We start from the raw sequence: 21654 nt of genomic DNA on the forward strand, positions 1-21654 counted from the left end.
GTGATGAAATGGCTTCTTTTGCCCGAAATGCGTTAAAAAGGCTTGTGTTTCTTTGGTTGAACGCAATTCTGCCTAACATTGTGATCACCTGTGGGTTGTTGTCTTAAAACAACGCAACAATCATGGTCAAAACCGTCTCCGAAAAAATGGGCATCAAACCGGGTGCCCGTGCCTTCTTCCTCGACGCGCCGGACGATGCGCTGGAAGCCATCAATCTTCCCAATCTTAACCGGGCCTCCAATCTTTCGGGCGAGTTCGATTACATTCACCTGTTTGTCACGCAGCAGACGGAACTTCATAAAGAGTTTTCAAGATTAAAAGCCCATCTAAAAGAAACCGGAACGCTTTGGGTTTCGTGGCCGAAAAACCGGCAACTAAACACCGATCTGACGCTCACCAAAGTGATTGAAATCGGCTACGATTACGGGCTGGTCGAAAGCAAAAGCCTCCGTGTGAACGAAATCTGGTCGGCCCTGAAGTTTACGCATCCCAAAAAAGGGAAAGTCTACAACAACAGTTATGGGAAACTAAAACCGTAATTGACGCTGGCAACCGTATTGCTACTTTTTCTTCTTTTTCTTCCGGCCTGACTCAAATTCCTCGGCTTCCTTCATCAGTGCCTTCAAGTCAAATTTGGCTTCCTTACTGGCGTCGACGGTTTCGGAATAATCCATCTGGTCGATGTGGGCCACGCGGATCGGTTTGTCCAGAAAGGTTTCGATTTCGTCCAGAATCGGTTTTTCTTCGGGGCTGCAAAACGAAAAAGCCTGGCCTTTCTGGGTGCCCCGCCCCGTCCGGCCCACGCGGTGGACGTAGTTTTCGGGTTGTTCCGGCAGATCGTAATTGACGACGTAATCCACATTGGCAATGTCGATGCCCCGCGCACTGACGTCAGTGGCAATCAGCACTTTAACCGCTCCGGTTCGGAAGGCATTCAACACCTTCAACCGATCCGGCTGCTCCTTGTCGCCGTGGATGGTTTCGCTTTTGATCCCGACCCGTTCGAGGGCCTTCTGCACCCGCTCTGCCCGGACTTTGGTTCGAACAAACACCAGAATCTTGCTCTCCGCGTGCTCGTTGATCAGCCGTTCCAGAAAAAACCGCTTGTCGTCCATCCCGACGAAAGCCACGGAATGGTCGATGTTTTTCGCCACCGGATCTTTCGGTGAAATCTGAATTCGGATGGCATTATGCACCAGCGAATACGCCAGCTTCTTGATTTTCTCGTTGATCGTCGCCGAAAAAAACAGCGTTTGTCGTTTCCGGGGCAAAAACCGCATCAAATCCTGAATGTCCCTGATAAAACCCAGATCGAGCATGTGATCGGCTTCGTCCAGAATCAGAATTTCGACCCGCTGCAACCGGATATAGCCCTGACTCACCAGATCGAACATGCGGCCGGGCGTGGCAATCAGAATGTCGATGCCCGACTCCAGCTGAGCGATCTGCGGTCCCTGCTCTACGCCACCGAACACGCAAAACACTTTCAGGTTCAGGTGCCGGGAAAGCTGCTCGAAAACACCCGCAATCTGGAGCGCCAGCTCGCGGGTGGGCACCATCACCAGGCACTTGATTCCATCGGCGCGTCGCGACGTTTTACGTTCATACAGCAGGTTGACCACCGGAATGGCAAAAGCTGCGGTTTTTCCGGTGCCGGTCTGGGCAATCGCCAGCACGTCTTCCCCCTTGAGGATATTCGGGATCGACTTAAACTGAATATCGGTCGGTTTTTTAAACCCCAGCTCGTTCAGATTCCGCTTGATTTCGGGGGCAATGTAATAATCGTCAAATTTCATGGGATGTACGTTGAACTCCGGGCCGCAACCGGTTTCGCGCAATGATAGTGCGAATTAGTCGAATATTCCTGAGAAACCGTTCCGGCAAAAATAGAAAAACCCACCTCCGTCGGGCAGAAGTGGGTTTCCAGTTTGTCTAAATCTACACTCTAAATTACATTATTCTGCGGGGGTATTCATGAGAATCACCCGGGCTGGTTCCGCTACCGGTTTGGTAGCCACGTTGACCTGCTTGCGGATCGCTCCCTGAGCCGACTTAAATTCCAGTTCATACGCGCCATCGGTCAGGTTTTTCATGTCCAGTTTGGCCGCATATTTCAGCTCTTTTTTCGAAATCATTTCCTGAAAAAGGATTTCGTTTTTGCTGTTGCGCAGTAAAACCACTACCGACTCAGGAGCCGATTTTTCAACGGCCACCCGAATCTTGTTTTCGCTGGTTACGTAGGCGCTTACTTCGAATGGCAGTGCTTTGGGGTTTGCCGGTTCGCTAACGACAGGGGCGCTCAACAGCGCGGTACAGATCAGGTTACTCAGGAGATTTAACATGGTGTTGTTTACGTTTAGTATTTGTTGTTATCGTTGTTGTTGTTACTGTTATGATTCAAAAGTTGTTGTTTACGTGTTCGGTTACCAATAAGCCAAATGCCGTGCCAATTCTGTAACAATTTGATAATCAGCAGTCAGAAAATTTTTCTTCCTTTTTTCACTGTACGATGCCGGACAACTGCTGTTCGCTGGCGGACAAAAGTGTACGGAAAATGATCTATCGTTTCCGGCTCTTTATTTTCAGTTACATTCAACTATTTCCCGCTTTAGACATGACAAAGGTAGCTACTAATCCATCTGATAATCAATGCAATACATACTAAACCGGCAAAAGTTGGGTATGAACTGACAGAATCAGCGTTTAAACGTACCCACGGGCCGCCCGGCGGTCCGTGGGTAAGTATCGATACATTTTGCTTTCGCACTGCGATTCAGTAGTTTTGAATGACTTCATTCAACGCGTCTTTCTATGCGATTAACGCTTACTTTTCTGGCATCGACTTTCATTTTGACGGCTCTAGGGCCCGCGAACGGACAAACCACCGTGAATAATCCTTTTTTTAGTGCGTACAACACGCCGTTTGGGGTACCGGCTTTTGACAAAATCAAGCCTGAACATTTCGAACCGGCATTTGATGAAGGCATCAAACAGCAGATGGCCGACATTACGAAAATTACCAGTCAAAAAACGGCTCCGACCTTTGCCAACACCATCGAAGCGCTGGAAACCGGTGGCGATTTGTTGAGCCGGGTCAGTACGGTATTTTTCAATCTCAATAATGCCAACACCAGCGAAGCATTGCAGAAAATCGCCCAGTCGGTAGCACCGAAACTGGCGAAAAATGGCGATGATATTTCGTTGAATCCGGCGCTTTTCAAGCGGGTAAAAACCGTATACGACCAGCGCAATAAACTCAAGCTGACCGGCGAACAGCAACGGCTGCTCGAAAAAACCTACCGGAATTTCGTCCGGGGCGGGGCTGCGCTGACGGCGGAAAAACAGAATCGGTTGCGGAAAATCAACGAAGAGCTTTCGGTACTGACGATCAAGTTCGGGCAAAACCTGCTGGCCGAAAATAACGCCTATGCGCTGGTGATCGAGAAACCGGAGGACCTTAGCGGTTTGCCGGCTTCGCTGGTGAGCGCGGCAGCCGATGAAGCCAAAAAGCGGAACTTGCCCGGAAAGTGGGTTTTTACGCTGCAAAACCCGAGCATCATGCCGTTTTTGCATTACGCCGATAACCGGGCGCTCCGCGAGCAGATTTTAAAGGCGTACCTCGAACGGGGCAATCACGACGACGCCCGCGACAACAAGGCAGTTATGGCCCAAATGGTGACGCTGCGGGCCGAAAAGGCGCAATTGCTGGGCTACGAAAACCACGCGGCTTATGTGCTGGAAGAAAGCATGGCTTCGACTCCGGCCAAAGTGAGCGAACTGCTTAACCAACTCTGGGCCGCCACCGTGCCGGTGACGCGCCAGGAAGCCGCTGAGTTGCAGGCGATGATGGATAAAGATGCGGATCCCCGCCGGGGCAAAAATGAAAAACTCGCCAGTTGGGACTGGCGGTATTACGCCGAGAAACTACGCAAACAAAAATACGCCCTCGACGCCGAGCAACTGAAACCGTATTTCTCGCTGGAAAACGTGCGCGAAGGCATTTTCATGCTCACCAACCGGCTCTACGGACTGCGTTTCGAACGCCGGGCGGATTTACCGGTTTACCAGGAAGACGTGCAGGGCTATGAAGTCAAGGAAGCCGACGGACGACACATCGGCATCCTATACATGGACTTTCACCCGCGCGCCAGCAAACGCGGGGGTGCCTGGATGACCAGTTTCCGGCGGCAGGAAGTGGAAAACGGCAGGAAAATAAGTCCGGTAGTTTCCATTGTCTGTAACTTCTCCAGGCCGTCGGGCGACGCCCCGGCATTGTTAAGTCTGGACGAAACCCGGACGTTCTTCCACGAATTCGGTCACGCCCTGCACGGGTTGCTTTCCAACGTGACTTACGGCAGTTTGTCCGGTACCTCGGTACCCCGCGACTTCGTGGAATTGCCGTCGCAAATCATGGAAAACTGGTCGACAGAAGCGCAAATGATGAAACTCTACGCCAAACATTACAAAACCGGTGAAGTGATTCCGGACGCACTGATCGAGAAAATCAATAAAAGCAGCCTGTTCAACCAGGGTTTTGAAACGACCGAATACCTGGCCGCTTCGCTCCTCGACATGGATTATCACACCCTGAAACCCGACCAGACGCCCACCGATGTGCTGGCATTCGAGAAGAAATCGATGGATAAAATCGGCCTGATCGAGCAGATTCCCCCGCGCTACCGGAGCACCTATTTCCAGCACATTTTTGCGGGCGGTTATTCGGCAGGCTATTACAGTTACATCTGGTCGGCGGTGCTCGATGCCGATGCGTTCGAGGTGTTCAAGCTGAAAGGACTTTTCGATCCGCAATCGGCCCAGTCGTTCCGCAAGAATGTCCTCGAAAAGGGCGGCACCGAAGAGCCGATGACGTTGTATAAAAAATTCCGGGGTGCCGAACCGGACATCAAACCGCTGCTCCGCCGGAGAGGATTGCTGAAGGCGTTGTAAAATTGGTATACGGTTTACGGTTGGCTAACGCGTTTTATTCAGCTTGCGTCAGCTTCTGAAACGTCGGTCCGGCGAAAACTGAAAACCGTACACCGAAAACCGTATACCTTAAACAAGAATTCCTAAACTCAAAAAACCGCAATGAAAACCTCCCTCCTTGCCCTTTTACTGGTCACTTTCCTGATTGCCGCCACTGCTGATGAGGTTCCGCAGGCGGTTATTTCCAATAATTCCGTCAAAGCAACCTTGTACTTGCCCGATACCGAGGCCGGTTATTACCGGGGAACCCGCTTCGACTGGGCGGGCGTGATTGCGAATCTGGAATACAAAGGCCACAGCTATTTCGGCAAGTGGTTCGACAAGTACGATCCGTTCCTGCACGACGCGATCACGGGTCCCGTCGAAGCCTTTGATCCGCTGGGTTACGATCAGGCCAAACCTGGTGAATTGTTTGTAAAAGTGGGCGTGGGGAGTCTGCGGAAAATCGACAACGAGCCGTATAAATTCATGGTAAACTACCAGCATGTGGACAAGGGCAAATGGTCCGTGCAGAAAAAGGGCGATCAGGTGCGGTTTACGCATGTTTTGAAGGATGCCGCCGGTTATTCGTATGAATACGAAAAAACCGTAAAGCTGATCCCGAACAAACCGGAAATGGTGCTGGAACACCGTCTGAAAAATACCGGGAAGAAGCGGATCGAAACGGCGGTTTTCAACCACAATTTTCTGGTCTTCGATCAGCTGCCTTCGGGGCCGGGTTTCAAGGTTGAGTTTCCCTTTACGGCCAAAACCGGTGATTTAAGGGGAATTTTGTCCAACAGCGGGCAGGCGCTCACCTTTGCCCGTCCGCTCCAGAGCCACGAAAACATTTACACGCTCGTGGATGGCTACGGAACCAGCGCCACCGATTACGACATCAAAGTTGAAAATGCCCAAACCGGTGCGGGTGTCCGGATTCGGGGCGACCGGCCGCTGTCGAAGCTGGCCTTCTGGTCGAATCCCCGAAACCTGTCACCCGAGCCTTTCGTAGCCGTCAACGTCGAACCGGGTAAGGAATTTACCTGGAAAATTGCGTACGAATTCTACACGATTGGGCAGTAAACCACCAGGATAATCCGATTCGTTTGCGTATGTCCGGCGAAACTGTCATGTTTTTCTATTTTGGCGCGGTGAGCGCCATCCTGGTGCTGAACGCCGTGCGCTGGAGTTTTTCCCAGAGCTGGATCGACGGACTATTCACGCTGGTGGTGCTCATTTCGTTCGCCCAGGCGGTTTTTTTCGCCCTCTTCGGCGAAACCGTAGTTTTGTCGAAAGCGGGTTATCTGGTCATTCACGTGCTGCACCGGGGTCTGGTCAAACTCCTGCTGATGGAGTTGATCTTTCTGCTTTTCAACGGGGTGAACTGGCCCGTTTCGTCGCGGCAACGCTGGCGTTGGGGCCAGTTCGGGCTATCGGCTTTTGTTTTGCTCGATACAGTTTTACTGCTTTCAGGGAATGAAAACTGGTATCAGTCGCTGGCGGGCCATAGCGTTTCGGGATTGTACTGGAGTTTACTGATCGGACTCAGCGCGGTCGGAATCGGAATTGCGGCCAAAAAACGACACGCTACCGGGCTGACGTTCATCATGGGCAGTATTTTTATGCTGCTGAATGAGCTGTATGTCCTGATTTATGCCCTGCTACACCGCTGGCCTTTTCCGGACCATGTCGTGTCGATCGATCTGCAACGGCAGGTTCTTTGGGGCGGCCGAATTCTTGAATTACTCTGTTTTTCGCTTTGCCTGGTTTTTTATCAGCGCCACATGGCCGTTGTTAAAGCAGTGGAACAGACGCAGTTGACCGAACAAATCAAGCAGGAACGGCTGGAGAATGAGCTGTCGATGCGACGGTTGGAACAGGAAAAAACCAATGTTCAGTTGCGGGCTTTACAGGCGCAGGTCAACCCGCATTTTCTCTTCAACAGCCTCAATTCGTTGTCGGCGCTGATCGACGACGATCAGGAGCGGGCGAGCCTGTTTGTCGATCAGCTCAGTCAGGTGTACCGGTACCTGCTCACCACCCGCGACCAGTCCGTCGCCACCCTGTCCAGTGAACTCCATTTCATCGAATCGTATTATCACCTGCTCCAAACCCGTCACGGCAACGGTTTACAGCTCCGGATTCAGGTCGATCCGGTTTACCAAAACCGTTTATTGCCCCCGCTGACGCTTCAGCTGCTGGTCGAGAATGCCGTCAAACACAACATTGTGCAGGCCAGCGAGCCGCTGCAAATCGACATTGCGACCGATGAAGGCGGATATCTGATGGTGAGTAATAACCTGCAACGCAAGCGTACACCGATTCTGTCAAATGGCGTTGGTTTGTCGACCATTTTGGCCCAGTACCAGAAACTCGACCAGCCCAGTCCGGAAATAATCGCTGAAAACCGGCGGTTTATCGTTCGGCTGCCGCTCATTCAGGCCGCCGTTAATGTGGATTCGCCCTAGAAAAGGGCTGGATTTTTAGATGCCTGCTATTTCATTAAAAAACCGTCAACGAATTGACGGTTTTCGATTTTGATTGCTGCTTTTTCGCGATCAGGCTTTAAAAAAAGCCAGAAGATCGGCATTAATAGTTGCCGCTTCGGTCGTTGGCATTCCGTGCGGAAAACCGGGGTATGAAATCAGTTTCCCGTTTTTCAACAGCTTGACCGCCCTGGCGCCGGTCAGCGGGAATGGAACGATCTGATCATCTTCGCCGTGCAAAACCAACACCGGCACGTCCACACTTTTCAGATCTTCCGTAAAATCGGTTTGTGAAAAAGCCTTGATGCAATCGTGATGGGCTTTTATGCCGCCCATCATTCCCTGACGCCACCAGTTATCCCGAACACCCTGCGATACCTTGGCACCTTCCCGATTGTACCCATAGAATGGAAGGGTAAAATCCTGAAAATACTGGGGGCGGTTGGTCGCGGTATTTTCCCGTATTTCATCGAATACCGACATAGGAATGCCATCCGGATTGGTTTCGGTTTGTGCCATGATCGGGGTAACGGCACTGACCAATACGGCTTTGGCAACGCGTCCCTGGCCGTATTTAGCTACGTAGCGAATCACTTCACCGCCACCGGTTGAGTGGCCAACGTGTATGGCATCTTTTAAATCAAGCGCTTTGGTAAGCTCTGCAACATCAGCGGCATAGGTATCCATATCGTGCCCGTCGGCCGTTTGGCTAGACCTTCCATGCCCCCGGCGATCGTGCGCAATAACCCGAAATCCCTGATTTAAGAAAAACATCATTTGTCCATCCCAATCGTCGCCCGATAAAGGCCAGCCGTGATGAAAAACAATCGGTTGTCCGGTTCCCCAGTCTTTGTAATAGATTTCGGTACCGTCACTTACTGTAATCTTGCTCATTTTTTTGGGTTTTGATGATGATAGTGAATAATAGAAAGACCCTTTTGTCTTAATTGAACAGAACACCTGGCTAATTGAAATAACCGGTTTAAGGTAAGCACTAAAGTTTAAAATAGTAGTATCCGGGCGACAAATACGACACGCTTTATTACAACAAAAGCCGGGCTACGGTTACGCTGGGGCTGGAAAAGGATTTCTTTAAAAATGCCTAAAACCGTTAAAAAGCCCTATCGAATTGCCAAAGCCGCTGTTCTGGCTTCTCCGGGAACGAACGGGTAGTTTCCTGACTTGTTGGCCTTTACGGGTTGATTTCCTGCTAAACTCATCAGCCGAAACGATGAAAAGACCCCTGCTCCTGACCCTGTTTATGATGGTTTCGCTGGCGACTTTTGCCCAGCAGCAGACCGCCAACCGCCCCACGCTAGTGGCCGGTATCCCCGTCAATTATCAGGAAGATTCCGTGGGCTCTTACGTCCTGCCCGAACTGTTGAAATTTGCCGACGGAAAACCGGTCACCACGGCCAAACAATGGACGCAGAAACGACGCCCGGAGCTCCTAAAGCTCGTGGAAGAAATTCAGTTCGGCAAAATGCCCGACCGCCCGAAATCGCTCAAATTCAACGCTTTCGATCCCGGAACACCCGCTTTTAACGGCAAAGCAATCCGTAAACAGGTGACCGTGTATTTTACCGGCGATACGTCCGATCACAAAATGGATCTGGTGATTTACCTGCCCAGTGCGGTCAAAAAACCGGTTCCTCTCCTGATGAACATTTCGTTTGTGGCGTATAATCAGCTCATTGATGATCCCGGTTTACGCGTCGGCACAATCTGGACGAGAGACGGGAAACGGGCGAAAGCGGACAAACCGACGCCCTTCGGCAAAATGAATGTCGAACAGTTTCTGGACGCCGGTATTGGTTTTGCCAGTGTGTATTACGGATCAATTGAGCCCGATTTCAAGGAAGGCATCCGCGATGGCATCCGGAAGACCTATCTCAAAGCCAGTCAGACCGAACCCGCCAACGATGAATGGGGAGCGATTTCGGCCTGGGCCTGGGGGCTCAGCCGGGCGATGGATTACTTTGAAACGGATAAACAGATCGATTCGAAACGCATTGCTTTGCAGGGTGCTTCCCGCCTGGGAAAAGCGGTTTTGTGGGCGGGTATCCACGACACCCGGTATAAAGTGGTGGTAGCCAGCATCTCTGGCGAAGGGGGAGCGGCCCTGAGTCGGCGCAATTTTGGGGAAACCGTCGGACACATTACCGATCCTTCCCGGTATCTGTACCAATTTGCAACCAACTACCATTCGTATGCCGACAAGATCAACACGCTGCCCATCGACGGGCATGTGCTGGTCGCCCTGATGGCGCCCCGGCCGCTCCTGCTCCAGACCGGCAGCACGGATTACTGGTCGGACCCGAAGGGCGAGTTTTTGTCGGCAGTGGCAGCGGCTCCGGTTTACAGGCTTTTTGGCGAAACCGCACCGGAAACGACAGTGATGCCTGCCGCGGAGGATACGTCACTGTTAATGAATCATCTCGGCTATTTTATGCACGAAGGAGGTCACAGCGTTCTGCCTACCGACTGGACGCACATTGTTGCCTATCTGAAAAAATACCTCTGAGATTATTGAATACACACACCTATTTTGGGGGCGCATAGCAACTGGAAAGTCCGCATATCCTTCTCTGGTTGAGTGCCGGTATCCTCTTTTTCCATACTGCAACTTAAAAGCGCGAAGCTGATGAGCTACCAAAACCGGACAGATCGGGTAACTTACACCAGGTAAATCCCGTCTTCCTTAATCACGATCTTGTGTTCCCGAAACAAGGCTCCGATGGCCTTTTTGAAGGTTTTCTTGCTCATTTCCAGCTCCCGATAAATGGCATCCGGTTCGCTGTGATCGTTGAGGGAGAGAAATCCGCTCTGTTCTTTAAGCGCAGCCAGAATCCGCCGGGCGTTGGGTTCGACGTGTTCGTAACCCGGTTTTTGCAGACTGACATCGATCCGGTTGTCGTCGCGGATCTGCTTGATGTAGCCCGTCAACCGGTCGCCTGGATAAACCTGCCGGAAAATTTCATTCGCGTACACCAGTCCCCGGTAGCGGTTATTGATGATGACGTTGATGCCGAGATCGGTAGGCTCCCACGCCAGCAGCGCCACCTCCTGCCCTTCTTCCAGATTGGGCACCTGCGAATCCAGAAACCGGTTGAGTCGGCTGGAAGCCACCAGCCGGTCGGTTTCGTGGTCGAGGTACAGATAAATCACGTACCAGCGACCCACTTCCATGGGGCGGCTTTGCTCACGGTAAGGCACCAGCAAATCTTTTTCGAGCCCCCAGTCCAGAAACGCTCCCACGCTCGTGACCGAAACCACCTGCAAACGCGCAAACTCGTTGCGCCTGATTTTGGGCGTCAAGGTGGTGGCAATCAGCCGGTCTTCGGAGTCGGTGTACACAAACACATCGATCTCGTCGTCGAGCCGCAGTGAATCAGGGACGTATTTATTGGGGAGCAAGATGTCATTTCCCTCCTCATCGCCCAGAAAAACCCCAACGCTCGTATCGCGCAGCGCGACCAGGGTATTTATTTTTCCAATTTGTATCATTCTATTGATTTTCAGCCCCTGACTAGTCCTTCTGGCGTTCGGCCCAGGCATCCATTTTATGTTCCAGCACGTCCAGCGGCATGCAGCCGTCTTGCAGAAATTCGTCGTGAAAAGCTGCCAGATTAAATTTGGCCCCCAGTTGCGCTTCGTATTTGGTGCGCAGTTCCCGAATTTTCAACGCTCCGATCTTGTACGACAACGCCTGTCCGGGAATCGCCATGTACCGCTCGATTTCGGCCACGGCGCCGTCTTCCGCAATCGGTTCGTTTTCCATCATGTACTTAATGGCTTCTTCGCGGGTCATGTGTTTGGTATGAATCGCCACGTCGACCACCAGCCGGATCGCCCGGTGAATTTCGTCGCTCAACGCGCCCATGTACTGATACGGATCGGTGTAAATGCCCAGTTCCTTGCCCAGCGACTCGCAGTACAGCGCCCAGCCTTCGCCGTAGGCACCATACCACGCAAACCGCCGAAATTTGGGCAAATCGGTATTTTCCTGCTGCAACGAGAACTGATAATGGTGGCCCGGAATGGCTTCGTGCAGGAACAGCGATTCCATACCCGAAGTGATGTTGAATTTTTTGGCGTCCGGAATCGGAACGTAGAAAATACCGGGCCGACTGCCATCCGCCGACGCCGGATTGTACTCCGCGCTGGCCGAAGCTTCGCGGAACTTTTCGGTCTGCCGGATTTCGAACTTCGACTTCGGCGTTTTGGTGAACATTTTCTTCAGATTCGGCTCGATCCGCGCCAGAATGGCGTTGAAGGCATCCAGCACCTCCTTCGGTTGTTGGTACGGATACAGCTTGGGGTCGGTTTTTAAGTGCGTAAAAAATTCGTTCAGTGTCCCTTTAAAACCCACCTGCGCCTTCACTTTTTCCATTTCGCCCCGAATCCGCGTTACTTCCCGCAAACCGGTCTGGTAGATTTCTTCCGGTGTTTTATCCGTCGTCGTCCAGGTTTTCACCAGATACCGGTACAATTCCGGTCCCAGCGGCACGGCATCGACGCCCGAAGTAGTGCGGGCTTTGGGCAGGTATTCATTTTTCAGAAAATCGCCCAGTTTTTTATACGTGGGTACGATTTCGTTCAGAATGGCAATTTTATACGCCGAAGTCAGGCGGTTTTTGTCAACCGCGCTGAAATCCTTGGGCAGTTTCGTAATCGGTCCGTAGAACAGGCTTTTGGTGGGATCAGTCACCACCAGATCGGTCATTTGCGGAATCATCTTAACGACCAGGCTTTTAGGCCAGACAATCCCGGCGGCCATTCCTTTCCGGAAATTAGCAACCGCCGAATCGCCCCAAACCGTGAACGCCGATACCCGTTTCAGCCAGTCGTCGTAGTCTTTGACGGTTTTGAAGGGTTGCGCTCCGGCCCCGCTCCCCAGTTGTCCGAATGTCAGCGTCAAGCCCTCAAACTGCGAAAACGGAACGTATTCAAGGTGGTACCTGAACTGCTCCAGTTGCAGCTCCAGCTCACGTTTCAGAATGTCATACGAGATTTTGTCCTGTTCCGGCAGTTTTTCCCGGTCAAATGCGGTTACTTTTTTGAGACTTTCGGTGTAAAATTCCTTCGTCTGATCGAGAAACGCCTGCGAATTGCTGTTCGGCAGTTGATCGTTATAGCGGTTATCGCCCTGAAAGGTAGCTTCCAACGGGTACAGCTTCAGCCGTTCTTCGTAGTACTCGTCTACGGTTTTTGCAAAATCCGTATTGCCGGCAGTGTTTTCCTGCCCGTTATTAGAATTACAAGCCATCAGGGAAGCCATTACAAAAGTGGTCAACAGAATCTTTTTCATAAAGGTATCACAACAGGTGCCGTTCGAATCGGAAAGGTAAAAAGAAACCACCGAAAACCCTGATCGCTTGGAGGGCCACCCGCGACGGTCCGGCTTAACAAACCGGAAGGCGTGCGCATGGTCGCTGATTTTCCGGCAAATCAGGAATGTGTCAGCTGTTCATGGATCGTTCTGATGTCTCGTCCCTAAAAAGCGGAAAATGCAGGCCTGGCAATATGATCCAACCAGCGATCGCTTGTTGGGTGGAACACTCTTCTACGACTATCAAAAAGGAATAGTTTTTTTGATTTAACCTACTGAATTTTAGATATATAACTAAAAAATAGTAACCATGCGGATTGAGATAAAAGAATAGCCACTGCTGCGTGGCTATTTAGTTAAAACCGGTTTAAGCTGGTAAAACCGCTCTATCAAAACGGAATCAAGTAGCAAGGAACCCAAGTTCCGGTGGAACGATGTCCGATTCATCAGGGACCAAATAATAAAGATGCCGCTTCTCCGAAACCCGAACGCGCGATTCTACCGTTTTCTACAAAAGGTACGTTCGTACCAAACTTGAAAATAAGTCAAACATCGCAACGCTATGAACAAGATTGATCGACGGGAGGATGTGAGTCCGAAAGAGGGGCTGCATCAATACGGCGACGTTACGTTTGCCGACCCAACCAACAAGAAGTATCCGATCGACACCCCGGAGCACGTCCGGGCGGCCTGGTCGTACATCAACCACAAAGATAACGCGGCCAAGTACGACGCCGATGAAGTCGAAACCATCAAAGACCGCATTCAGCGGGCGGCTAAAAAACACGGAATCGAAATCAAGGCCGACTGAACCCGCTGAAAAAAACAAATCGAAAAAGACCCATTCACGGGTCTTTTTCTGGTTAAACGACGTACTATCATAACTATGGGCCCTAAAAATGTAGTTTTCGGGGTCTTTTTCCTATATTTACTTCCGTTCTTCTAAATGCTAAAGAGTCCATGCAAGCCACTCTTTCTCCCCCGATTACCCGAACCAACATACCCACTTACATCTACGCTGTCGTGTTCTCGTCGCTCTGCATTGTGTGGGGATTGCTCTGGGACATCATGTGGCACATTAGTATCGGCCGCGACGGTCTGTTTGCCCCCCCGCATTTGCTCATGTACGTTGGTGCGGTCGTAGCGGGTTTGTTTTCGGGCATCAAGATTTTACAATTGACATTCGCCAAAGGAAATCCCGAACGGACCGGTTCCGTCCGGTTCTGGGGCATCTTCTACGGTTCGCTGGGCGCGATGTACTGCGTCTGGGGTGCGCTGACCATGCTGACTTCGGCCCCTTTCGACGACTGGTGGCACAATACCTATGGTCTTGATGTTCAAATCCTTACACCACCGCATACGGTTTTACTGGTGGGAATGATGACGGTACAGTTCGGCGCCATGATCGGCGTGCTGGCGTTGCAGAACCGGGCGTCCGGCACGCAGCCCAACAGCCCCGGCTCCGACACCCAATGGAACCACCGGCAGGCCCAGCGGCTCAAAATCATGTTCACGATTGCCGCCGGTTTACTCCTGAGTATTCTCTATACGATGCTGGCCGAAAATTTGGGTCCCTGGACCTCCCACCATTCTTCGTCCTACATCACGATGGGCATTGCGTTCCCGTTCTACCTGCTGGCAGTCGGACGAGCATCCACCCTGCGGTATCCGATTACGATTACCACCCTCGCGTACATGCTGGCGATGCTGATTCCGAGCTGGATTCTGCCACTCTTTCCCGCAACGCCCCGGCTTGGACCGGTTCTGAACCCGATTACGCATTATCAGGCTTTTGTCTTCCCCCTTTTACTGGTCATTCCGGGTTTTGTGCTGGACAAGTTACTGCACCGGTTTGGAAACGGCAGGCTCAACGACTGGTTGCTGTCGGCTCTCACCGGAACGGTTTTTATAGTGATCATCAGCGTCGTCCAATGGTATTTCGGTGGCTTTCTGCAAACCTCGCCCTACGCCCGGAACTGGTTTTTTCTGGCCGAGTCCATGTCGTACAGCGATGACCCCACCTCGCCCTATCACACCACTTTCCACCCCCATTGGCTCGAATCGACCCCGGATTTCTTACTGGGCATCGGCATTGCGATTCTCTGGGCAATCGCATCCGCGCGAATTGGTCTGCTGTGGGGAAACTGGATGAAAAAAGTACAGCGATAACGATTTAGGCATTTCAAGTTAAACTGGAATCTTCCGTGCAATTACCTGTGAAGCACTTTCAACAAAGGCTATTTTTTTATTCACTCATTCTCTACCTCACGCATTCACTCCCTGGCTTTGCGCACATCGGTAGTCCGGGAGTGATGGTGCAGAAAGAGGCCGGAAAATACCAGGTGATGGTGAGCGTCATTCCGCCGGATGTTGTTCCCGGAACGGCCAAAGTGACGATTTTTGTCGAAGCCGGTCGCGCCAAAACCGTGCTGGCCCGCCCCATTTATTTCAGCTCCGGCGACGAGGGGGCTCCCGTTCACGACGAAATGAAACCCGTGGCCGCCAACCGCTTCGAAGGGGTCGTCTGGATGATGGATTCCGGTTCGTCCAGTATTGAACTGAAACTGGACGGCCCCGATGGCAAAGCCAGCATCGTTGTTCCGGTTTTGTCGATTCCGACAACGATGACGCCCATGCCTGCCGGCACGGGTCTTGGTCTGGCCGCACTTGGCGTTTTGCTCGTTGTTCTGTTCATCACCACCGTTGGCGCCAGTCTGGCCGATGGAACGGTAAAACCGGGTCAGTCAGTCCCCGTTTCGTTCCGGCGGAAGCGGCTGGTTGGGATGGGCATTGCGGCTATTTTAATCACCGTCGGGCTAACGGGCTGGCGGGCGTGGTGGACCGCCTGGGCCAATCATTACCGCAACCATGAACTGTATGTTGCCCTGCCCATCCATTCCGAAGTTCACGAAAACGCAGTTCATCAACCGGTTCTGACCATCCGCCTGGATACGTCCGGTTTTGCACAGGGCGGAACGAAAAACCGTCGGCTGAGCTTTCTGGTACCCGATCACGGAAAACTGATGCACGTTTTTCTGGTTCGGACGCCGGGTCTGGATGCGTTCGCCCACCTGCACCCCGACCGGGACGGCACCACCGATTTTCGTTCAAACGTGCCGAATCTGCCCGCAGGTAACTACCTGGTCTACGCCGACATTGTGTTCCGGAGCGGTTTTTCGGAAACGCTGACGGATACGGTTGCTATCCCGGGCCGGACGCAAAAAACCGGTGTGGATTCAAAAAACCGGTCAGAAACGGATCCGGACGATAGCTGGCTGGTGACAGAACCGATGGGCGTTAGATCGAATGCCGTGGGTCTCCCCCACCTCGACGACGACATGGTGCTGTGTGGCATTCCGGGTGCCAGCTCGAAACTGGCCGACGGTGCCACCATGCTCTGGACCGACAAACCCGCTCAGGTGCTGGAAACCGGCACGCCCTACCTGCTCAAATTCGCCGTTGCCGATTCGCTGGGAAAACCCGCTCCGCTGGAGCCTTACCTGGGCATGGGTGGGCACGCGGCCATTGTGCGATCGGACGGGACGGTTTATATCCACCTGCATCCGGTCGGAACGTATTCGATGGCGGCTGAAACGTTCCTGGTTAACCGCATTGCCGACACCACGCGCAGTTTTCACTATCCCAACGCAAAGCTGTTCCGCGACAGTGTCGATCGCTATGTTTCCCAACTGAAAACCCTGCCCGAAGCCGAGAAAAATGCCATTCTGATGGCTTCCATGCCGCCGATGTCGCATCAAATGAAAGTCAATAACATGGTGGAATTTCCGTATGCTTTTCCGCGGGCGGGCCACTATCGCATCTGGGTGCAGGTAAAACGCAATGGAAAGGTGCTAACGGGCGTTTTTGATACGCAGGTAAAGGAGTAAAAAAAGTAAGCAGGAAGGGAAAAACGAGCAAAAGGAAAAAGAGATTCGCCGGACAATTTTCCTTTCATCCGCTCCTCCCTCCTTCCTTTCCTCCTCCTTCCGGCCTATCTTTACAAAAAGTCATTTTTCGTTATGAGAATTGTGTTTGCATTGAGTCTTTGCCTTTTGACTTCATCTCTTTTTGCACAAACTAAAAAACCGGCTCCAAAACCCGTTGCTGGACCGGGGCAGCAAGTGTATGAACAATATTGCCTGGCCTGTCACCAGGCCGACGGCGGGGGCGTTCCGAACCTGAATCCGCCCCTGAAACAATCGGACTGGGTGACGGGCGACAAAACCCGGCTGATCAATGTGATTCTGAAAGGGTTACAGGAGCCCATTGAAATCAACGGCGACACGTTCGATAACGTCATGCCAGCCCACGATTTCCTTTCCGACAAGGAGATTTCCGATGTGCTGACCTTTATTCGCAGTAGTTTTGGCAACAAAGCCGAGGCCGTTTCAGCGGAGGATGTAAAGAAAGTCAGGAGTGCGAAATAAAACCGTCTGAACTCGGATTCCACAGATTAAAGGATTAACTAGGATGATTGATTAATTTTCCTTCGACCCATTAGGCAACCCTAATTCCGTAACCTATGAAAAAGTCTCTGTTTTCAGTCCTGTTTGTTGTCGGCCTGGTAACTCTGGCCCTGGCACAGCCGAAATCGCCGGTTGGCCTGCAGCTGTATAGTTTTCGGGCGCAGTTTCCGAAAGATGTCGCCGGAACAATGGCCAAAGTCCGGGAAATGGGCTTTCGGGAAGTTGAACTGGCCGGAACCTACGGCCTTTCATACGCGGATTTCCGGAAACTGCTCGACAAAAATGGTCTGAAACCCATCAGCACCGGAGCCTCGTACGCCGATCTGGAAAACAACGTTCCCAAGGTGATTGAAGAAGCCAAAGCGCTGGGCGTCAAATACGTAATGTGTGCCTGGATACCGCACAATGGCGACATCTTTACGCTGGAAGACGCCAAAAAGGCGTCGGATGTACTCAACACGGCCGGTAAACTCCTGAAAGACCACGGCCTTCAATTTTGCTACCACATCCACGGTTATGAGTTCCAGCCCTACAAGGATGGTACGTTTTTCGACTACCTGGCCGAGAACCTCGAACCGCAGTACGTAAACTTTGAAATGGACGTGTTCTGGGTGAAACACCCCGGTCAGGACCCGATTGCGCTCCTGAAAAAATACCCGCACCGGTTTCCGCTCATGCACCTCAAAGATCGCAAACCCGGTACGCCCGGTAACAACACCGGTCACGTTGACGTGGAATCGAATGTGGCGATTGGAAAAGGGGATCTGGGGATTGCGGAAATTATGAAACAAGCCAAAAAGTCGGGTGTCAAGCACTTTTTCATTGAAGACGAATCGTCGCGCTCGATGGAACAGATGCCGGAAAGTGTGGCCTTTTTACAGCGTTTAAAATAAGCATTCCAAACAAAAACCGCCCCCAATCACAGTCGATCGGGGGCGGTTTTTAGTACTTATTCAGGTGTGTAACAAATCAACTCAAGCGGAAATTTTCAGCTGTTTCCCGCTCGCCGACCGGTTTTTCTGCGGATCATAGGCGATGAAAAACGTCAGCCACGAACGGCGCGCCAGCCGGAAAAAATACGGTGTCAAAGCCACCAGCGTTGGCACCAGTCCAATCAGGTAATAATCCAGATCGACCTTCAGCCAGGTAACAAACGTGAAGAAAGTCGCTAAGGTGTACAGGGTATAAAACGCATAACTCACGAACATCGATCCCCAGTAGAATCCCGGTTCCGGCGTGAGCACTTCACCACAATGCTCGCAGGTTTCGTGCATTTCGTCAAACCGGCGGCTGTAGGCGCTGCTGGTAATGAAAAAGTCGCCTTGATGGCAGCGCGGGCATTTATTGAATACGACACTGTATAATCGATTGTCTTTCAGCATGGCTCAGGTACCCACCGCATTAGTTCGTGAGTACATGACAAAGGTACAATGTGTTTTTTCCCAACGAAAAGACAAAACCGGATAGGTATGGTACAAATCAACGATCAGGCCGCCGACTGACGAAATTCGGCGGGGGTCTGGTGCGTGTGTTTTTTGAAGAATCGGACGAAATACGAAGGATCTTCGAACCCCAGCCGAAACCCGATCTCCTTCACTGATTGCGCCGTGTGGGTCAGCAGACGCTGGGCTTCAATCACCAGTCGTTCGTGCAAAAGCTGGCTGGCGGTTTTTCCAAGCACTTTTTTGCAGATGGCATTGAGGTAATTGGGGGTCAGGTGCATTTGTTCGGCATAGGACGCCACTTCCCGAACGGTCAGAAACTGCTGCTCGAGCAATTCTTCATACTGCCTTATTCGATCGAACAGGTTAGTATCGGTTTCCGTTTGCCGTTCCGTATAAAGCCGGTTGGCGGTTTCCAGAATGAGGTGGACAAACGACAGAAAAACCTCCGGACGATTGGGTTGCTGCGAATCGTATTCCTGCCAGGCATACCGAAACAAATCCTGAAAAAGAGCCGCCGAACTGGCCACTTCCAGCAACGGCTGGTGCTGGTGCGAATGGAAGAACGGATACTGAAATAAACGATTTGGAAAGCGGCTCCGGAAAAAATTCGCTTCAAAAAACAGGTTGAACCCTTCCACATCCGCCGACAACTGCCAGCTATGCACTTGCCCCGGCGTCAGAAAATAGAGCTGATGGGGCGCGATGGCGTACGTTTTGAAGTCGATCGTGTGCGTGCCACTCCCTTTAATGATCCACATCACGAGGTAAAACGTGTGCGAGTGCGGTTTATCAATGCCCTTGAATTCCTGCACCAGTTTTTCCAGGCGCGTCATGTAAAAAAGCGCGTTGGGCTCGTGCCGAGGAAAAGCCTGAAGTTTGTAAACCGGAACCGGTGAGGACATTTTTTGGATAGGGGTTAGAAAAGACTATTGACGATTGACCATCGACCATTGACAAAGGGTCATAAGCTTATCATTCCTTTGTTAATGGTCAATCGTCGGTCGTCAATCGTCAATGGTCTTTCATCAATTCACCACCCGCTTCACCCGTAAAAACCGGTTCAGTTCGTACGCATCAAAATTGGGTGCGGTCGGATCAACGCTGGTGATGCGGATGTGGCCGGATGAATGAATAAACTCGTTGTTACCAATCCACATTCCCACGTGCACGACGCGTTCCGGTTTATCGGCGGTGGCGGGTTCGCCAAAGAAAAGCAGGTCGCCCGGTTTGAGCGAGGCAAAGTTCTTGCCCGGTGTCGCGATTTCTTCGCCGACGTTGACCTGTTGGGAGGCATCGCGCGGCAACATCTGCCCGTTGAGCAGGTAGACGGTTTTGGTAAAACCGCTGCAATCCATGCCTTTGACCGAGGTGCCGCCCCACAAATACGGAATACCAATGAACTGTTTTGCCGTGCTCACCAGTGCATCTTCCGTTGGTTTGGCCGCTGCCTGCCAGCGATCGAACCGCTGCGCTTCCCGTTTGGCGACAAAACCGGTCCGGCCGTCGGGATACCGCACCTGAAAATACTGCCGTTGTTCATTGAGCAAAACCAGCGTGTTTCCGGCAACGATGTCGGATACGGTCTGGGAACGTTTGTCGGCCTGGCTGTAGACAAAACCAAAGGGGCGCGTAAAAATGATTTTTTCGGCCGACTGCCACTGTTCAAAGTCGGTTTTGGTCATGAGTTGAATGGCTCCCGCATCCGTCCAGGCAATGTATTGGTCGGGCGTTTGAACTTCGTACCAACTCCGATCTTTGTCCCAAACCTTCAACGGCATTCCCAACAATGCCTGCGTCGACAATTCGGCGGCATTGCGGGCATTCGAACGCAGATTGGCGACCGACACATTGACAATCGCGTAGATTTTCTCCCCCAACGACGACGCGGGCAGCAATTGAATCTGATCGACAACGGCCCGATCGGCGGCTTTGAGCTGGGCAAGTAGCGCCTGTTTGGCTTCCGGCAAATTCGTAAAACCGGTTAGCTGTCCCGACGAATCAGCTTCCACGTTGAAGATCGCTACCCGCTTATCCGGCGCATACTGCTTCCGAACGGCATCGACAAATTGGCTGAGGGATTGCGAAAAACCGTCGGCAGCAATCATATAGAGTAATAAAAAACTGATACCCGTTCGTTTCATGGTGCTTTTTAACTCGTCACTAAAGGTACTCCCCCGGTTTTTCGATCTAAATACCGACATTCCCCGGATTCTTTCAGGAATTCAAATTTAGTAAAATCAGAAGTAATGCGGGATTAATCAAAGGACGGGATTTTTATAATTCGCCGTCGGAGATGGTTTTCCCTTCAGCAGGGCAGAAAACCGATGCCAGGTTTGCTCCATCACGAAAAGGATAAAAACCTGATAGACAAACCGTTAACCGGAAATAGCATTCCGGTATTTCCAGATCCTTACATCACGAAGTAAATCGCTCAGCAGGGAAAGGTTAATGGAAATGTAACCAATCAATAAAACGGGAATTAGGTAATTGAAATACATTTTCAGGGAGTAGGTGGCGATAATATACGTATCCCAATAGGTTGCCAAATCATAAACAGGAAAGTTAACCAGCAAATAGCGGACAGATTGCGTAATGGGATTGAAAAAGAAAAAGGCCAGCGCCATTACCGGTAAAAAAGTAATTTCATACCGCAGGATGGCTGATAATGAAAACCGGACGGTATAAATTTTGAGTGCAGTATGCGTCAGCTCTACCAGAAATAGAACCATAATCAGGGTAACTAATTCGGGAAAGATACCCCCACGTAGCACGATATACAAATACGCGAGTGGTCCGCCAAAGTGACGAATCTGGGCCACCTTTTTTTCGAAATGCAACGTCCACCCGAACACTTCAAACAGGATTACGATGGACAAAAGAAGTGCAATTGCTTTACCCGGTTTTCTGATGTACCGTTTTGTGAGGTAAATTTTTTCCATTTGTTACGCGCAAAATTCCGT

Annotated in this window: 19 protein-coding genes; 10 read left to right on the top strand and 9 right to left on the bottom strand. The window is 51.5% G+C overall.

The window, feature by feature from the left end; genetic code table 11:
- Nucleotides 1-122: 122 nt before the first annotated feature.
- Complete coding sequence (locus EHT25_RS23590) at nucleotides 123-539, top strand: hypothetical protein (protein ID WP_124877619.1); 417 nt, start codon at nucleotides 123-125, stop codon at nucleotides 537-539.
- Nucleotides 540-560: 21 nt separating this feature from the next.
- Here EHT25_RS23590 and EHT25_RS23595 read toward each other — a convergent pair whose 3' ends face one another.
- Complete coding sequence (locus EHT25_RS23595) at nucleotides 561-1796, bottom strand: DEAD/DEAH box helicase (RefSeq protein ID WP_124877620.1); 1236 nt, start codon at nucleotides 1794-1796, stop codon at nucleotides 561-563.
- Nucleotides 1797-1955: 159 nt separating this feature from the next.
- Nucleotides 1956-2342, bottom strand: a complete 387-nt coding sequence (locus EHT25_RS23600; protein WP_124877621.1) for a DUF3244 domain-containing protein — start codon at nucleotides 2340-2342, stop codon at nucleotides 1956-1958.
- Nucleotides 2343-2811: 469 nt separating this feature from the next.
- Between EHT25_RS23600 and EHT25_RS23605 the strand changes: the two genes are divergently transcribed.
- The 3 genes from EHT25_RS23605 to EHT25_RS33245 all read left to right on the top strand — a co-directional run bounded on the left by EHT25_RS23605 (nucleotide 2812) and on the right by EHT25_RS33245 (nucleotide 7433).
- Complete coding sequence (locus EHT25_RS23605; protein ID WP_124877622.1) at nucleotides 2812-4947, top strand: M3 family metallopeptidase; 2136 nt, start codon at nucleotides 2812-2814, stop codon at nucleotides 4945-4947.
- Between the two features lie 141 nt (nucleotides 4948-5088).
- Entirely contained in the window at nucleotides 5089-6048 is a 960-nt protein-coding gene (locus tag EHT25_RS23610) for a hypothetical protein (protein WP_124877623.1), read from the top strand.
- Nucleotides 6049-6095: 47 nt separating this feature from the next.
- Nucleotides 6096-7433: a sensor histidine kinase gene (locus EHT25_RS33245; protein WP_229311771.1), complete on the top strand. Its 1338-nt coding sequence runs from the start codon at nucleotides 6096-6098 to the stop codon at nucleotides 7431-7433.
- A gap of 90 nt (nucleotides 7434-7523) precedes the next feature.
- On the opposite strand, the gene EHT25_RS23620 is transcribed toward EHT25_RS33245, so the two are convergent.
- The gene (locus tag EHT25_RS23620; RefSeq protein WP_124877624.1) at nucleotides 7524-8345 is read right to left on the bottom strand and encodes an alpha/beta fold hydrolase; all 822 of its coding nucleotides are present in this window, start codon (nucleotides 8343-8345) and stop codon (nucleotides 7524-7526) included.
- A gap of 337 nt (nucleotides 8346-8682) precedes the next feature.
- Here EHT25_RS23620 and EHT25_RS23625 point away from each other — a divergent pair, with 337 nt between their 5' ends.
- Nucleotides 8683-9975: a glucuronyl esterase domain-containing protein gene (locus EHT25_RS23625; RefSeq protein WP_124877625.1), complete on the top strand. Its 1293-nt coding sequence runs from the start codon at nucleotides 8683-8685 to the stop codon at nucleotides 9973-9975.
- Nucleotides 9976-10127: 152 nt separating this feature from the next.
- On the opposite strand, the gene EHT25_RS23630 is transcribed toward EHT25_RS23625, so the two are convergent.
- Together EHT25_RS23630 and EHT25_RS23635 are read right to left on the bottom strand one after the other, a co-directional pair.
- Nucleotides 10128-10958: a CvfB family protein gene (locus EHT25_RS23630; RefSeq protein WP_124877626.1), complete on the bottom strand. Its 831-nt coding sequence runs from the start codon at nucleotides 10956-10958 to the stop codon at nucleotides 10128-10130.
- Nucleotides 10959-10980: 22 nt separating this feature from the next.
- Complete coding sequence (locus EHT25_RS23635; protein WP_124877627.1) at nucleotides 10981-12762, bottom strand: DUF885 domain-containing protein; 1782 nt, start codon at nucleotides 12760-12762, stop codon at nucleotides 10981-10983.
- Between the two features lie 583 nt (nucleotides 12763-13345).
- Here EHT25_RS23635 and EHT25_RS23640 point away from each other — a divergent pair.
- From EHT25_RS23640 to EHT25_RS23660, 5 genes are all read left to right on the top strand, one after another.
- Complete coding sequence (locus tag EHT25_RS23640) at nucleotides 13346-13594, top strand: DUF6582 domain-containing protein (RefSeq protein ID WP_124877628.1); 249 nt, start codon at nucleotides 13346-13348, stop codon at nucleotides 13592-13594.
- Between the two features lie 149 nt (nucleotides 13595-13743).
- Nucleotides 13744-14952 carry a hypothetical protein gene (locus EHT25_RS23645; RefSeq protein ID WP_124877629.1) on the top strand — a complete coding sequence of 403 codons (1209 nt, stop codon included), beginning with the start codon at nucleotides 13744-13746 and terminating at the stop codon, nucleotides 14950-14952.
- 47 nt (nucleotides 14953-14999) lie between these two features.
- The gene (locus EHT25_RS23650; protein ID WP_310588774.1) at nucleotides 15000-16670 is read left to right on the top strand and encodes a DUF8832 domain-containing protein; all 1671 of its coding nucleotides are present in this window, start codon (nucleotides 15000-15002) and stop codon (nucleotides 16668-16670) included.
- A gap of 165 nt (nucleotides 16671-16835) precedes the next feature.
- Nucleotides 16836-17210, top strand: a complete 375-nt coding sequence (locus EHT25_RS23655) for a c-type cytochrome (protein ID WP_229311773.1) — start codon at nucleotides 16836-16838, stop codon at nucleotides 17208-17210.
- A gap of 95 nt (nucleotides 17211-17305) precedes the next feature.
- Complete coding sequence (locus EHT25_RS23660) at nucleotides 17306-18142, top strand: sugar phosphate isomerase/epimerase family protein (RefSeq protein WP_124877632.1); 837 nt, start codon at nucleotides 17306-17308, stop codon at nucleotides 18140-18142.
- A gap of 81 nt (nucleotides 18143-18223) precedes the next feature.
- Here the strand turns inward: EHT25_RS23660 and EHT25_RS23665 are convergent, their stop codons facing one another.
- The 4 genes from EHT25_RS23665 to EHT25_RS23680 form a co-directional block, all read right to left on the bottom strand.
- Complete coding sequence (locus tag EHT25_RS23665; protein WP_124877633.1) at nucleotides 18224-18631, bottom strand: DUF983 domain-containing protein; 408 nt, start codon at nucleotides 18629-18631, stop codon at nucleotides 18224-18226.
- Nucleotides 18632-18735: 104 nt separating this feature from the next.
- On the bottom strand, nucleotides 18736-19596 hold the full coding sequence (locus EHT25_RS23670) for a helix-turn-helix domain-containing protein (protein ID WP_124877634.1): 861 nt from the start codon (nucleotides 19594-19596) through the stop codon (nucleotides 18736-18738).
- Between the two features lie 123 nt (nucleotides 19597-19719).
- Nucleotides 19720-20835 (bottom strand): C40 family peptidase, encoded by a 1116-nt coding sequence (locus tag EHT25_RS23675; RefSeq protein WP_124877635.1) that lies wholly within the window; start codon nucleotides 20833-20835, stop codon nucleotides 19720-19722.
- Nucleotides 20836-21069: 234 nt separating this feature from the next.
- Nucleotides 21070-21633 carry a hypothetical protein gene (locus tag EHT25_RS23680; RefSeq protein WP_124877636.1) on the bottom strand — a complete coding sequence of 188 codons (564 nt, stop codon included), beginning with the start codon at nucleotides 21631-21633 and terminating at the stop codon, nucleotides 21070-21072.
- Nucleotides 21634-21654 lie beyond the last annotated feature (21 nt).

This window comes from Larkinella rosea, assembly GCF_003858635.1.
Taxonomy (GTDB): domain Bacteria; phylum Bacteroidota; class Bacteroidia; order Cytophagales; family Spirosomataceae; genus Larkinella; species Larkinella rosea.

Bases quoted from the DNA above. Each gene is read 5' to 3' on its own strand.
- EHT25_RS23640 (WP_124877628.1), top strand. From the start codon at position 13,346: ATGAACAAGATTGATCGACGGGAGGATGTGAGTCCGAAAGAGGGGCTG.
- EHT25_RS23590 (WP_124877619.1), top strand. From the start codon at position 123: ATGGTCAAAACCGTCTCCGAAAAAATGGGCATCAAACCGGGTGCCCGT.
- EHT25_RS23625 (WP_124877625.1), top strand. From the start codon at position 8,683: ATGAAAAGACCCCTGCTCCTGACCCTGTTTATGATGGTTTCGCTGGCG.
- EHT25_RS33245 (WP_229311771.1), top strand. From the start codon at position 6,096: ATGTTTTTCTATTTTGGCGCGGTGAGCGCCATCCTGGTGCTGAACGCC.
- EHT25_RS23610 (WP_124877623.1), top strand. From the start codon at position 5,089: ATGAAAACCTCCCTCCTTGCCCTTTTACTGGTCACTTTCCTGATTGCC.
- EHT25_RS23635 (WP_124877627.1), bottom strand. From the start codon at position 12,762: ATGAAAAAGATTCTGTTGACCACTTTTGTAATGGCTTCCCTGATGGCT.
- EHT25_RS23675 (WP_124877635.1), bottom strand. From the start codon at position 20,835: ATGAAACGAACGGGTATCAGTTTTTTATTACTCTATATGATTGCTGCC.
- EHT25_RS23605 (WP_124877622.1), top strand. From the start codon at position 2,812: ATGCGATTAACGCTTACTTTTCTGGCATCGACTTTCATTTTGACGGCT.
- EHT25_RS23680 (WP_124877636.1), bottom strand. From the start codon at position 21,633: ATGGAAAAAATTTACCTCACAAAACGGTACATCAGAAAACCGGGTAAA.
- EHT25_RS23595 (WP_124877620.1), bottom strand. From the start codon at position 1,796: ATGAAATTTGACGATTATTACATTGCCCCCGAAATCAAGCGGAATCTG.
- EHT25_RS23660 (WP_124877632.1), top strand. From the start codon at position 17,306: ATGAAAAAGTCTCTGTTTTCAGTCCTGTTTGTTGTCGGCCTGGTAACT.
- EHT25_RS23665 (WP_124877633.1), bottom strand. From the start codon at position 18,631: ATGCTGAAAGACAATCGATTATACAGTGTCGTATTCAATAAATGCCCG.
- EHT25_RS23620 (WP_124877624.1), bottom strand. From the start codon at position 8,345: ATGAGCAAGATTACAGTAAGTGACGGTACCGAAATCTATTACAAAGAC.
- EHT25_RS23630 (WP_124877626.1), bottom strand. From the start codon at position 10,958: ATGATACAAATTGGAAAAATAAATACCCTGGTCGCGCTGCGCGATACG.
- EHT25_RS23645 (WP_124877629.1), top strand. From the start codon at position 13,744: ATGCAAGCCACTCTTTCTCCCCCGATTACCCGAACCAACATACCCACT.
- EHT25_RS23600 (WP_124877621.1), bottom strand. From the start codon at position 2,342: ATGTTAAATCTCCTGAGTAACCTGATCTGTACCGCGCTGTTGAGCGCC.
- EHT25_RS23670 (WP_124877634.1), bottom strand. From the start codon at position 19,596: ATGTCCTCACCGGTTCCGGTTTACAAACTTCAGGCTTTTCCTCGGCAC.